Origin of the sequence: Actinomyces sp. B33 (assembly GCF_028437565.1) — a bacterium.
Classification (GTDB): domain Bacteria; phylum Actinomycetota; class Actinomycetes; order Actinomycetales; family Actinomycetaceae; genus Pauljensenia.
The window spans coordinates 201,729-214,888 of sequence record NZ_JAMRYR010000004.1 but is presented as its reverse complement, the minus strand read 5'-3'; the positions used below and the strand labels follow the sequence as shown (position 1 = coordinate 214,888).

Here is a 13,160-nt window from a genome sequence, read left to right as displayed (position 1 = left end):
GGGGCGGCCCTCGCCCTCAGCGCCGGCCGGGGCCCGTGTAGTCGTCGAAGCGCTCGGGGGCGCTCGGCACGCCCATCTCGCCCATTTCGCCGATGAGGTCCGTCGAGGCCGCCGTCACCTCGGCGCCCCTCGACACGTCGGTCATCACCCGGCGCGACACGACCTTGACGCGCTCGCGCAGGCCGCGCCCGCCGGGCAGTTCGCCGTACTCGTCGCCGAGCTCGCGCTCGTAGGCGTCGAGGAGCTCCCAGCCCTCCCACGTCGTGTACTCGACGCCGCGCTCCTCGAGGAGGGCGATCATCGCCTCGTGGCCGACCTGGTTGGTCGCCGCATGCAGCCGGCCGGCCTTCGCGTCCTCGACGAGGTGGGCGATCGTTTGCTGGGCGTCGGACTTCGTCGAGCCGATGAGGCCGACGGGCCCGCGCTTGATCCACCCGGTCGCGTAGACGCCGGGGATCGCCCGGTCCTCGTCGGCGCCGGCCTCGGGGACGACGCGGCCCTCGACGTTGGGGACGACGCCCCGCAGGGCGTCGAAGGGCAGGCCCGGGATCGGCGACGAGTAGTAGCCGACGGCCCGGTACACGGCCTGCACCGGCCACGTCGTGATGACGCCCGTGCCGCGCACGCTCCCGTCCCCGGTCAATTCGGTGCGCTCGGTACGCAGGGCGGCGACGTGGCCGTTCTCGTCGGCGACGACCTCGACGGGCGCTTGGAAGAGGTGGATGTGGATCCGCCGCGAGGCGGTGCGCTCGGAGTCGTCGGCCATCGCGTAGTTCGTCAGGGTCTTGACGACCTGACGCTGCTGGTTCGACTCGCGCAGGGCCCGCTCCGAGCCCTCGTCGAAGTCGAAGTCCTCCTCCGAGACGATGATGTCGACGTCGGGGACGTGTCCGAGCTCGCGCAGCTCCAGGGGCGTGAACTTCACCTGGGCGGGGCCGCGGCGCCCGAAGACGTGGACGTCGGTCACGGGGTTGGCGGCCAGGCCGTCGGCGACGTTGGCGGGGATCTCGGTGACCATCATGTCCTCGGCGTGCTTGGCGAGGACCCGGGCGACGTCGAGGGCGACGTTGCCGACGCCGATGACGGCAACCTCGCGGGCTTTCAGCGGCCAGGTGCGCGGGTAGTCGGGGTTGCCGTCGTACCAGGAGACGAAGTCGGCGGCGCCGTAGGACTCGGGCAGGTCGATGCCGGGGATCGGCAGGGGCGCGTCCCGGTCGGCACCGGTGGCGACGACGACGGCGTCGTAGTGGTCGCGCAGGTCGTCGATGGTGATGTCCCGGCCGACCTCGACGTTGCCGAGCAGGCGGATGTCGCCGCGCTGGAGGATCCTGTAGAGGGCGACGATGATCTGCTTGATCCGGGGGTGGTCGGGGGCGACGCCGTAGCGGACGAGCCCGTAGGGGGCGGGGAGGCGCTCGAAGAGGTCGATGCTGACGTCGAGACCGGATTTCGACAGGATGTCTGACGCGTAGATGCCGGCAGGGCCTGCGCCGATGACGGCGACGTTGACAGGGGCCACCCCAAACTCCTCACTCGGTGGCGCCGGCGCTGGGGCCGACGGTCGGCGCCCGCTCCTGCGGGCGCGGCAGCGACCCGTCAAGGATACCGGGGCGCACTCAGGGGGACCTCGATTGAGACGAGCGCCACCGCCGGCCGTCATCGACGCGGCCCGCCGGGGGACCGCTCCCGGTCCGCTCACCGTGCTCTGCCGCCTCCCGTGCCGGGCCGCGCATCCACCCGCCGATCGGGAGGGGGCCTTTCTCGGCGTCGGTGGCGACCCTTGGACGGATGCGCTCAGGCGCGGCGCCCCGCGTGGAGGGTGACGATCTCGTCGGCGTAGTCGCGCGCCGCCGGATCGTGCGAGGCGATGACGACGATCGCGCCGTCGGCCGCCTTCTCGCGGGCGACCCGGTGGATGATCTCGGTCGATTCGATGTCGGCGGCCGCCGTCGGCTCGTCCATGAGGAGCATGTCGGTCCTGCGGCTCAGCGCCTGGGCGACGAGGACCCGCTGGCACTGCCCGCCGCTGGTCTCGGACAGCTGGCGGCCCGCCAGGTCGAGGATCCCCACGGCGCTCATCGCCCAGTCGACGGCCTCGTGGTCCTCGGGGCGCAGGCGGCGCAGGAGGCCGCGCTCGGGCCACCGGCCCATCTCGACGGCGGCGCGCACGGTCAGCGGGAGGCGGTCGGCGCTCGGCGGGCGCTGGGGGACGAGGGCGACCTCGGAGGGCATCCCGGTGATCGTCCCCGACTCGGGCCGCAGGGCCCCGGCGAGGGTCAGCAGGAGAGTCGACTTGCCCGACCCGTTCCCGCCGCACACGAGTGTGACTTTACCCGCATCGAGGGTGAGGTCGAGCCCGTCGAGGGCGTGGACGTCCCCCCGGATGACGGTGAGATCGCGGATGTCGACGGCGGTCGGGGGCACTGGCATAAGGGCACCCTATATCAGTTGGCCGGACTCCTCCTTTTCGATACTCTTTGAGAATGAGTCTCATCAGCGATCCTCTCAGCGCGGGGTTCTTCACGAACGCCCTCATCGGCGGCGTCCTCGCGACGTGGATCTGCGCGATCGCCGGAACGTGGGTCGTCGTGCGCGGGATGGCCTTCCTCGGCGAGGCCATCGCCCACGGGATGCTCCCCGGCGTCGCCCTCGCCTCCCTGGCCGGCTGGTCCCCCCTCCTGGGCGCCGGCCTGTCCGCCCTCGTCATGGCCGCCGGCATCGGCTGGCTCGGCAGGCGCACGCGCATCTCCCAGGACACCTCCATCGGCATCGCTTTCGTCATCATGCTCTCCCTGGGCGTCATCATCGTCTCGCGCTCGAAGTCCTTCGCCACCGACCTCACCGCCATCCTCTTCGGCGACGTCCTGGCGATGACCTCCGGCGAGATCCGCGTCCTCGCCGTCGCCCTCGCCCTGACCGTCGCCCTCGCGGCCGTCCTCGCCCGGCCCCTCCAGGCCCTCGCCCTCGACGAGGCCCTCGCCCGCACCCTCGGGATGCGCCCGCGCCTGGCGTCCTTCGCTCTGACCCTCATGGTCACCCTCGCCGTCGTCGCCTCCTACCGGGCCGTCGGCTCCCTCCTCGTCGTCGCCCTCCTCGTCGCCCCGCCCGCCACCGCCTCCCTGTGGTCCCGGTCCATCGTCGAGACGACGATCTGGGCGGGGATCATCGGCTCGGCCTCCGTGGTCCTCGGCATGTACCTGTCGTGGTACGCGGCCACCGCCGCGGGCGCCTCCATCGCCACCGTCGCCGGCGCGATCTTCCTCATCTGCGCGCCGACCGTCCCCGCCGTCCGTGCCATGCGCCACTCCCACTCCCCGACCCCCACGCCCAGCGCCCCGATCGGCGCATAACCCCGAAAGGCCCCCATGACCCCCCTCCGCCCCCGCACCGGGCGCCTCCCCGGACTCGCCCTCGCCGCCGCCGCAGCCCTGGGCCTGGCGGCCTGCGGCCCCCAGGCCCCCCAGTCCGCCCCCCAGTCCGCCGCCGACCAGGCCGCGCAATCGCAGGCCCGCCCCCACGGATGGGTCGAGGGCGCCACCGAGATCGCCGAGCCCAAGGCCTCCCTCGCGTCCATCGGCGCCGACGGGGCGATCTCCCTGACCGACCTCGCGGACTTCTCCTCCCACCCCATCGGGCAGGCCGGCGACCACCGCGCCGTCGCCACCGACTCCCGGTTCCTCGCGATCCTCACCCCCGAGGGCCTGCGCCTCGTCGACACCGGCGTGTGGACCGTCGACCACGGCGACCACCAGCACTACTACGAGGCGCCCGCCCGCGACCTCGGCCTCGTCGACCTGTCCGACCACGGCGTCGACGCCGACGCCATCGGCGCGGCCCTCGACGACCCCGCCGCCCCTCCCCTGAGCATCGACTCCTCCGAGTCCCTCACCGCCGTGCGCATCGGCGCCGCCGCCGTCCTCCTCGACCGCGAGGCCCTGGGCGCCGGCCGCGTCGAGGTCCTCGCCTCCGCCCCCGTCGACCCCGGCTCGTGGGTCGGCGCCGCCGGCGGCGGCTGGGCGATGATCCACGACTCCGAGCTCACCGTCCTCGACCAGTCCGGCGCCCCGATCGCCGACGCCCCGCACGCCTCCTGCGACTCGCCCGGCCAGGGCCTGTCGACCCGAGCCGGCATGGTTTTCACCTGCGCCGACGGCGCCCTCGTCGTCACCGCGACGATCTCGTCGACCGCCGACGACGCCACCGCCGCGTGGGCCGCCGTCCCCGCCCCCCTGCCCGAGGGCGCCGCCCCCGGCTCGGCCCCCGTGCGCCTCGACGCCCGGGCCTCCCGGCCCGTCGTCGCCGGACTCGCCCCCACCGGGGGCGCGTGGGTGCTGCGCGTGCGCGACGCCTCCTGGCTGAGCATCGACACCGACATCGACCTCGTCGCCATCACGAGCCTCGACGACTCCGACGACCGCGTCGTCGGAGTCGACTCCTCCGGCGCCGTCCACGTGTGGGCCGAATCCGACGGCTCCTACGTCCACGAGGCCTCCACCGACCCCCTCGTCTCCCCCCAGGCCGCCGCCCGGGGCCTGCACGTCACGCAGAACCGCCTCTACGCCCTGTCCGCCGACTCCGCCTCGATCCTCGAGATCAACCCCGCAGACGGCGCCTCCGTCGCCCGCTCCTTCGACGCCGCCGGCGCCGCCGACACCCAGGAGGTCGGACTGTGACCGCCCCCCGCACCCCCCTGCCCCGCCGTCTCGCCGCCGGGCTCGCGGCCCTGGCCGCCGGCCTCCTCGCCGCCTGCTCCCCCTCCGGCTCCGCCCCCGGCGCGGACGCCGCCGACCAGCCGACGATCGTCGCGACGACGAACATCCTCGGCGACATCGTCGCCCGCGTCGCCGGCGACCAGGCGCGGGTCGTCACCCTCATGCCCGCCAACGCCGACCCCCACTCCTTCGGGGTCTCCGCCCAGGACGCGCTCGTCATGCAGGAGGCCGATCTGCTCGTCGCCAACGGGCTCGGCCTCGAAGAGGGCCTCGCCGCCAACATCGACGCCGCCGAGCAGGCCGGAACCCCGCTCTTCGAAGCCGGCGACCATATCGACGTCCTCCAGTACGCGACCGAGGACGCGTCCGGCCCCGACCCGCACTTCTGGACCGACCCGGCCCAAGTCGAGACCCTCGTCGCCGCCCTCGCCGACGAGATCGTCTCCATCGTCCCCGGCGTCGACGAGGCCGCTCTGCGCGCCTCCGCCGACGCCTACCGCCAGGAGGTCGCCGAGCTCGGCGACTACATGACCCGCCGGTTCAACGAGATCCCCGCCGACCGCCGGGCCCTGGTCACCAACCACCACGTCTTCGGCTACCTCGCCAACGCCTTCGGCTTCGAGATCATCGGCGCCGTCATCCCCGGCGGCGCCACCCTGGCCGCGCCGAGCGCCTCCGACCTCAAGGACCTCGCCGACGCCATCGACGAGGCCGGGGTGCCCGCGATCTTCGCCGAGTCCTCCTCCCCCGACAAGCTCGTCCAGGCCCTCGCCGAGCAGGTCGGCATCGACGTCCAGGTCATCCCCCTGTACACGGAGTCCCTGACCGATGCCGACGGCGAAGCCCCGACCTACCTCGACATGATGCGCGTCGACACCGACCTCATCGCCGACGCCCTGAGCCGCTGACCCCGCCCGGGCCCCACCGCGGCTCCCCGAATACCGACCGATAGATCCCCACCGTCCCCCATCCCGGGGGCTTGAAAGGACACCGCATGAAATCCCGCACCACCCGCACTGCCTCCGGCGCCGCGGCCCTCGCCCTGGCGAGCGCCCTGGCCCTGACCGCGTGCTCGACCGGCGCCGACCAGCAGTCGGCCGCCCCCGCCCCGGCCCCCGCCGATGCCGCGTCGACCCCGACCGCCGGGGCCGGCGCCCGCTTCGCCCTCGCCTACGACGGCGGCCTGAAGATCCTCGACGCCACCACCCTCGACGAGGTCGCCGACATCCCCCTCGACGGGTTCAACCGCATCAACGCAGCCGGCGACGGCGAGCACCTCCTGATCTCCACCGAGGCCGGCTTCCGCGTCCTTGCCACCGGCACCGACGGCTCCGACGCCGCCCTCTCCGACCACGCGATCACGGCCGACAAGCCGGGGCATGTCGTCGTCCACGGCGGCTCGACCGTCCTCTTCGACGACGGCACCGGCTCCATCCAGGTCTTCGACACCGCCTCCTTCGGCGACGACGCGAAGCCGACCCGGACCATCATGTCCGACGCCCCCCACCACGGGGTCGCCGTCGAACTCGCCGACGGCTCCGTCGTCCGCACCATCGGCACCTCCGAGGCCCGCACCGGCGCCCTCGTCGAGGACAAGGACGGCAACGAGATCGCGCGCTCCGAGGAGTGCCCCGGCGTTCACGGCGAAGGCGTCGCCAAGGGCGAGGTCGTCACCATCGGCTGCGAGAACGGCGTCCTCGTGTGGGACGGCCAGGCCTTCACGAAGCTGACGAGCCCCGACGCCGACTACGGCCGTATCGGCAACGAGTACGCCTCCGAGAAGTCGCCGATCATGGTCACCGACTACAAGAACGACCCCGACGCCGAGGGCGTCACCCTGTCCCACATCGGCTTCGTCGACACCGTCGCCAAGACCTTCGAGGTCATCGATATGCCCGAGGGCGTCCAGTACACGTGGCGCGGCGTGCGCCGCGACGGCGACGGCGGCGCCTGGGTGCTCGGCACCGACGGCTCCCTGTACCGCATCGACGTCGACGCCAAGACCATCGGCGACCCGATCAAGGTCACCGGCGCGTGGGAGGGGCCCGAGCCGTGGCAGGCCCCGCACCCGGCGCTCACCATCGACGGCTCCACCGCGTGGATCACCGAGCCCGCCACCGCATCCGTCCACCGCGTCGACCTGGCCACCGGCCAGGTGACGACCGCCGAGGTCGGCGTCGTCCCCAACGAGGTCGGCCTGGCCACCGGCAAGTGACCGGGACCGCCCGGCCCTGATACCGGGACGACCGAAGGCCCCCGTTCCCTTGGGAACGGGGGCCTTTCGTCGTCCCGCGCGACCCGGCTCAGGCCAGGCGGTCGACCATCAGGTGGGCGAAGGACACGAGCGCCGTGCGCGCCTCGCCCCGCGGCAGGGCGTCGAGGACCTCGACCGCCCGATCCGACCAGTGCCGCGCGAGGGCGCGCGTCTCCTCCAGGACGTCGTGGGCGCGCAATCGGTCGACGACCTCCGCCAGAGCCTCGTCGGAGGACAGGTCGGACGTCAGGAGGTCGAGGATCCGCGCCCCCGCTTCATCGATCGTCCCCTCCTCCCGACGGCGCCGCAGGAGCAGGACCGGCAGCGTGTCGACGCCCTCGCGCAGATCCGTGCCCGGCGTCTTGCCCGACGCCTCCCCCGTCGACGCCAGATCGAGGACGTCGTCGGCGATCTGGAAGGCCACGCCCACCCGCTCGCCGAACTCCGAGACGACCGCCGCCGCCTCGTCCCCCGCGCCCGACAGCCACGCGCCGAAACTCGCCGCCGTCGACACGAGGGACCCCGTCTTGTCGGCGAGGACCCGGATGTAGAAATCCACCCGGTCCTGCCCGTCGCGGGGCCCGAAGGTCTCGTTGAGCTGTCCGACGCACAAGCGCTCGAAGGTTCGCGCGTGATGGGCCACCATCTGGGGCCCCAGGCCGGCGATGAGCACCGACGCGCGGGCGAAGAGCACGTCGCCGGCGAGGATCGCCCGGTTGTTGCCCCACAGACGCTGAGCCGAGTCCACGCCCCTGCGGGTCGGCGCCGAGTCCATGACGTCGTCGTGGTAGAGGGACGCCAAATGGGTCAGCTCGACCGCCGTCGCGCCGTTGACCACCGGCTCCGACAACGCCAGGTCCGGGTCGCCCAACTGGGCGCACACGAGGGTCAGGAGCGGGCGCATCCGCTTGCCGCCGGCCACCGCCAGGTGGCGGGTCAGGTCGTCGACCAGATCCGACGACCCGGTGACCGCCTCGTGGAGCCGGCGCTCGACGGCCTCGAGCCCCGGGGTGATCCGGGACTCGAGGCCGGGAACATGAAGATCAGGTGGGGAAGCGCTCACGGGAGAAGTATGACGACCTGGGACAGAACCGACAACACGGGGCCCGGCACGACGCCCAGGGCGAGAGTGCCCGCCGCGCACAGGGCCACGGCGACCGCGCTCAGCCCCTCCGACCGGACGACGACGACCCCGTCGGCGGGCTCCGCGAAGAACATGAGCCTGACCAGGCGGAAGTAGAAGAACGCCGTGACCGCCGAGCACGCCAGCGCCAGGGCGACGAGCCAGCCGTGCCCGCCGGCGAAGCCGTCGGAGAAGACGACGAACTTGCCGATGAAGCCGCCCGTCAGCGGGATGCCCGCGAAGGACAGGAGGAACAGGAGCATCGTCCCGGCGATCACCGGATGCGTCCTGCCCAGTCCCGCCCAGCGCTCCAGCGCCGTCGCCTCGGCCCCCGGGGCCCCCTCGGCGTCGCCGCGGCGCACGAGCGCCACCAGGCCGAACGCGCCCACGGTCGCCAGCCCGTAGGCGAGGAGGTAGGCGAGGACGTGCCCCGTCGACCCCTGGACGAGGGAGAGGACGCCGATGAGGACGAAGCCCGCGTGGGCGATCGACGAGAAGGCGAGCATCCGCTTGACATCGGTCTGGACGACGCCGGCGAAGGTGCCGACGACCATCGTCAGCGCCGCCACCGCCACGAGGACTGGGACGAGGTCCCACTGGAGGATCGCCGCGCACGTCTGGTAGAAGCGCAGCATCGCCGCGAAGGCCGCGACCTTGACGGCCGCCGCCATGAAGCCCGTGACCGGCGTCGGGGCGCCCGTGTACACGTCGGGCGTCCACGCGTGGAACGGGGCGGCGCCGACCTTGAAGAGCAGGCCCACGAGGACCATGAGGACGCCGGCGACGCCGATCATGTCCATCCCCGAGCGCGCGACCAACGCGCCGGCCAGGCCCGAGATCGTCAGGGAACCGGAGAACCCGTAGAGCAGGGCCGAGCCCATGAGGAGGAAGCCGGAGGAGAAGGCGCCTAGGACGAAGTACTTCAGGGCCGCCTCCTGCGAGAGCTGGCGGCGCCGGCGGGCCGTGGCCGCCAGGATGTACAGCGGCAGGGACATGACCTCCAGGGCGACGAACAGCATGACGTACGAGTCCGCCGCCGGGAAGAGCATCATGCCGCCGAGGCTGAGCAGCGCCAGCGGGAACACCTCCGAACGCTGGTAGGCCTTCGCGTCGGTCAGCTCCTCCTCCGTCGAACCCGGGGTGTCGGAGGGCTGGCCGGCGAAGGCCCCGTCGCCGACGCGCGTGCGATCGGCCAGGACGAGGACCGCGAGGAACCCGAGAACGGCCAGTATCAGCTGGGCGACGACGGTCAGCGGGTCCTCGATGTACTCGCCGAGGGACGAGGGCTCCGAGGAGACCTTCAGCCAGCGGCTGACGAGGACGACCGCGGCCGCCAGGGTCGCCAGGCAGGCCAGGCCGATGCCGACGGCGCGGCGGGCCCCGACCGGCGCGAGCGCCTCGACGAGGACGCCGAGGACGCCGGCGCCCAGGACGATGAGGATCGGGGCGAGGGACGCCCACGCGACGGTCGGCGCGAGGAAGTCGGCTGCGGCGACGAGATTCACTTGGTGCTCCCTTCAACGAGCGCCTGCGCTGAGGCGGGGGCGCCGGCGGCCGAGGCCTCGGCGATGGGCGTCAGGGCGCCGACGAGGGGCGCGGACCAGACGCCGAGGACGACCATGGCGGCGACGAGCGGCGCGATGACCGACTTCTCCCGCGGGCCCAGGTCGGCCGCTGCGGACGCCGGCGCCTTCGGGTCGCCGGTGAAGACCCGCTGGTAGGGCATGAGGACGTAGACCGCGGCGATGACGACGCCGAGGACGGCGGCGAGTCCCGCCGCCGGGCTGACCGACCACGTCCCCATGAGGACGAGGTACTCGGGGACGAATCCCGACAGGCCCGGCAGGGCGATCGAGGCGAGGCCGGAGACGAGCCACAGGCCGGCCAGCACCGGGGTGATCCGCTGCATCCCGCCGTAGGCGTTCATGTCCCGGGTCCCGCCGCGACGGGCGAGCCACCCCGACAGGAGGAACATCGCGGCGATCGACACGCCGTGGGCGACCATGTAGAACATGGCGCCGACCATGGCGATCGGGGATCCGATGAAGATGCCGAGGACCATGAAGCCGAAGTGCGACACCGACGTGTAGGACACGAGGCGCATGATGTCGTCCTGGCCGTTGGCCGCCAGGCCCCCCCAGATGATCGACACGACGGCGAGGGCCACGAGGGCCCACCTGGCCTGCTCGGCGGCCGTCGGGAACAGCCTGAGGCACAGGGCGATCATCCCGAAGGTCCCGATCTTGTCGAGGACGCCGACGAGGAGGACGGACGTCCCCGGGCGGGAGACCGCCGCCGTGTCCGGCAGCCACGTGTGCACCGGGACCATCGGCGCCTTGATCGCGAACGCCACCATGAACGAGACGAACGCCCCCATCTGGACCGCGCCGCCGAGGGTCGAGGCCACCTGGGAGAGGGTGTCGAGTCGGAAGAAGGTGTCGGTGCGCGCGGGGGCGAAGGCCCACAGGGCGACGAGGCCGCCGAGCATGACGAGGCCCCCGGCCAGCGAATACAGGAGGAACTTCATCGCCGCCGCCCGGCGCTCGGCGCCGGCGCCCGTGCCGTAGCGCCCGATCATCAGGTAGAGGGGGACGAGCATCGCCTCGAACGCGATGTAGAAGACGACGACGTCGAAGGCCGCGAAGATCAGGACCATGAAGGCCTCGAGGGCCAGGACGAGGGCTGCGTAGGAGCCGGCGCGCCCCCCGTCCTCGTCCTCGTCCCATCCGGCGATGAGGACGATCGGCACGAGGGCGACGGCCAGGAGGATCATCACGAGCGCGAGCGCGTTGACGCCTAGCGCCCAGGAGACCCCCATCTGCGGGATCCACGCGACCGATTCGACGACCTGGTAGGAGGCGGGCGCCGACCAGTCGAAGTGGACGGAGGCGACGACCACGGCCAGGACGAGCTCGAGGCAGGCGACGACGAGGGCGATGCTCCGGCCGAAGCGGCGGCGCAGCCCGGGGGCGGCGCCCAGGACCAGGGCTCCCAGTGCCGGGACGGCGACGAGCGTCGTCAGCCACGGGAAGGAGGCGGCAACCATTGTGTTCTCCATCATGTTCAAACCCCTCACAGCCTGAATCCGAGGACGACGGCCAGGGCGAGGACGACGCCGCCGAGGATGTACGAGGCGTAGCCGCGCACGAAGCCCGACTGGGTGGCGGCGACCGCCCGGCCGATGCCCGCCGAGGCGGCGGCGACCCCCCGGATCGCGCCGTCGACGACGCGGCGGTCGCCGGAGGCGGCGGCCGCGGTGAGCGCCGCGGCCGGGGCGACGAAGACGGTCGCGTTGACGTCGTCCTGGTAGAGGTCGCGGCGCGCGGCCTCCGTCAGGGCGTTGCCCGCCGGGACGGCGGTGGGGACGTCGCCGGCGCCGTACATGCGCCAGGCGACGAGCGCGCCGACGAGGACGACCGCGAGGGTGGCCGCCTGGATGACGAGGACGGGCAGGACCGGCTCGACGTGCTCGGTCTCGCCGATGGCGGGCGCCAGCCACCGGATGAAGAATCCGCCGATCGACAGCAGGGGGCCGATGAGGACGGCGCCGACGGCCAGGACGATCATCGGGACCGTCATCAGGGGGGAGGACTCGTGCGGGTGGACGCCGGCGCCCTCGGCCTCGCTCGTCCATCGGGCCTTCCCGTGGAAGGTCATGAAGAACAGGCGCGACATGTAGAACGCGGTGACGCCGGCGCCGACCAGGGCCACGAGACCCAGGACCCAGCCCATCCAGGGCGCGTCTGCGCCGCCGAAGTCGCGGGCGGAGAAGGCGGCCTCGATGATCTTGTCCTTGGACCAGAAGCCCGACAGGGGCGGGACACCGAGGATCGCCAGCCAGCCCATCATGAACGTGATCCACGTCGTCTTCATGGCGGTGCGCAGCGCGCCGAAGCGGCGCATGTTCACCTGGTCCATCATCGCGTGCATCACCGAGCCGGCGCCGAGGAACATCAGGGCCTTGAAGAACCCGTGGGTGAAGAGGTGGAAGATCGCGAAGGCCCACCCGATCGGCCCCAGGCCCGCGCCGAGCATCATGTAGCCGATCTGCGACATCGTCGAGGCCGCGAGGACCTTCTTCATGTCGTCCTTGGCCGAGCCGACGACGGCCCCGAAGACCAGGGTGATCGCCCCGATGACGGCGACCGCCGTCGCGGCCGCGGGGGCGGCGACGTAGACGGCGCCGGAGCGCACGACGAGGTAGACGCCGGCGGTGACCATCGTCGCCGCGTGGATGAGGGCCGACACGGGCGTCGGGCCCGCCATCGCGTCGCCGAGCCACGCCTGGAGGGGGAACTGCGCGGACTTGCCGCAGGCGGCGACGAGGAGGAACAGGCCGATGAGGGTCGCCTGGGCCGTCGGCATGGCGGCGGCGCCGGCGGCGACGGCGTCGAACGTCACCGAGTGGACGTTCGCGACCATCGCCATCATCGCCAGGAGCATCCCCATGTCGCCGACGCGGTTCATGACGAACGCCTTCTTGGCGGCCCGGGCGTTGGCGGGCACGTGGTTCCAGAAGCCGATGAGCAGGTAGGACGCCAGGCCCACGCCCTCCCAGCCGACGAACAGGACGGCGTAGGAGTCCCCGAGGACCAGGGTGAGCATCGCCGCGATGAACAGGTTGAGGTAGGCGAAGAAGCGCCGCCGGTCCCGGTCGTGCTCCATGTAGGCGATCGCGTAGACGTGGATGAGGGATCCGACGAAGGTCACGAGGACGACGAACGTCAACGACAGCGGGTCGACGAGCAGGCCGACGTCGACGGTGAGGTCGCCGGCGGGGATCCACGTGAACAGGGTCTGGGCCATCCGCCGCTGCGAGGGGTCCAGGCCGAGGAACTGGGCGACGATGACCGCCCCGACGACGAAGGAGGCCCACGAGGCCCCGGTGGCCAGCAGGTGCCCCCACCGGTCGGCGCGGCGCCCCGCGAGGAGCAGGACGGCGGCGCAGGCCAGCGGGATGAGGATCAGCAGCCACGCGTACGAGGCGGCCCCGGTCGCGGCGGCCGTCTCGACGGGGCCGGCGGGGACGTGGTCGGCGGGCAGGACGAGGGACGGTGTCATGCTCATTCCT

General features: G+C 72.7%; 10 protein-coding genes. 4 read left to right on the top strand and 6 right to left on the bottom strand.

The features are described from left to right. Positions 1-16: 16 nt before the first annotated feature. Together M3T53_RS07520 and M3T53_RS07515 are read right to left on the bottom strand one after the other, a co-directional pair. The gene (locus M3T53_RS07520; RefSeq protein ID WP_272433884.1) at positions 17-1,519 is read right to left on the bottom strand and encodes an FAD-dependent oxidoreductase; all 1,503 of its coding nucleotides are present in this window, start codon (positions 1,517-1,519) and stop codon (positions 17-19) included. A gap of 275 nt (positions 1,520-1,794) precedes the next feature. Then, positions 1,795-2,430, bottom strand: coding sequence for an ATP-binding cassette domain-containing protein (locus M3T53_RS07515; protein WP_272433883.1), 636 nt, complete (start codon positions 2,428-2,430; stop codon positions 1,795-1,797). Between the two features lie 53 nt (positions 2,431-2,483). Between M3T53_RS07515 and aztB the strand changes: the two genes are divergently transcribed. The 4 genes from aztB (at position 2,484) to M3T53_RS07495 (ending at position 6,927) form a co-directional block, all read left to right on the top strand. Continuing rightward, positions 2,484-3,350, top strand: a complete 867-nt coding sequence (aztB, locus tag M3T53_RS07510) for a zinc ABC transporter permease AztB (protein WP_272433882.1) — start codon at positions 2,484-2,486, stop codon at positions 3,348-3,350. Between the two features lie 15 nt (positions 3,351-3,365). Then, positions 3,366-4,673: a hypothetical protein gene (locus tag M3T53_RS07505; RefSeq protein WP_272433881.1), complete on the top strand. Its 1,308-nt coding sequence runs from the start codon at positions 3,366-3,368 to the stop codon at positions 4,671-4,673. Next, on the top strand, positions 4,670-5,620 hold the full coding sequence (gene aztC / locus M3T53_RS07500) for a zinc ABC transporter substrate-binding protein AztC (protein WP_272433880.1): 951 nt from the start codon (positions 4,670-4,672) through the stop codon (positions 5,618-5,620). The genes M3T53_RS07505 and aztC overlap by 4 nt, the downstream gene beginning before the upstream one ends. A gap of 86 nt (positions 5,621-5,706) precedes the next feature. Beyond that, positions 5,707-6,927, top strand: coding sequence for a hypothetical protein (locus M3T53_RS07495; protein WP_272433879.1), 1,221 nt, complete (start codon positions 5,707-5,709; stop codon positions 6,925-6,927). 88 nt (positions 6,928-7,015) lie between these two features. Here the strand turns inward: M3T53_RS07495 and M3T53_RS07490 are convergent, their stop codons facing one another. Genes M3T53_RS07490 through nuoL form a run of 4 tightly spaced genes read right to left on the bottom strand, consistent with a single transcriptional unit; the run spans position 7,016 to position 13,150 of the window. Then, positions 7,016-8,029, bottom strand: coding sequence for a polyprenyl synthetase family protein (locus M3T53_RS07490; RefSeq protein WP_272433878.1), 1,014 nt, complete (start codon positions 8,027-8,029; stop codon positions 7,016-7,018). After that, on the bottom strand, positions 8,026-9,594 hold the full coding sequence (gene nuoN / locus M3T53_RS07485; protein ID WP_272433877.1) for an NADH-quinone oxidoreductase subunit NuoN: 1,569 nt from the start codon (positions 9,592-9,594) through the stop codon (positions 8,026-8,028). Before nuoN ends, M3T53_RS07490 begins: the two co-directional genes overlap by 4 nt. Then, complete coding sequence (locus M3T53_RS07480; protein WP_272434041.1) at positions 9,591-11,135, bottom strand: complex I subunit 4 family protein; 1,545 nt, start codon at positions 11,133-11,135, stop codon at positions 9,591-9,593. The genes nuoN and M3T53_RS07480 overlap by 4 nt, the downstream gene beginning before the upstream one ends. Positions 11,136-11,161: 26 nt before the next feature. Next, the gene (gene nuoL, locus M3T53_RS07475; protein WP_272433876.1) at positions 11,162-13,150 is read right to left on the bottom strand and encodes an NADH-quinone oxidoreductase subunit L; all 1,989 of its coding nucleotides are present in this window, start codon (positions 13,148-13,150) and stop codon (positions 11,162-11,164) included. Positions 13,151-13,160 lie beyond the last annotated feature (10 nt).

Bases quoted from the DNA above. Each gene is read 5' to 3' on its own strand.
- M3T53_RS07515 (WP_272433883.1), bottom strand. From the start codon at position 2,430: ATGCCAGTGCCCCCGACCGCCGTCGACATCCGCGATCTCACCGTCATC.
- aztB (WP_272433882.1), top strand. From the start codon at position 2,484: ATGAGTCTCATCAGCGATCCTCTCAGCGCGGGGTTCTTCACGAACGCC.
- M3T53_RS07505 (WP_272433881.1), top strand. From the start codon at position 3,366: ATGACCCCCCTCCGCCCCCGCACCGGGCGCCTCCCCGGACTCGCCCTC.
- M3T53_RS07495 (WP_272433879.1), top strand. From the start codon at position 5,707: ATGAAATCCCGCACCACCCGCACTGCCTCCGGCGCCGCGGCCCTCGCC.
- M3T53_RS07480 (WP_272434041.1), bottom strand. From the start codon at position 11,135: ATGGTTGCCGCCTCCTTCCCGTGGCTGACGACGCTCGTCGCCGTCCCG.
- nuoL (WP_272433876.1), bottom strand. From the start codon at position 13,150: ATGACACCGTCCCTCGTCCTGCCCGCCGACCACGTCCCCGCCGGCCCC.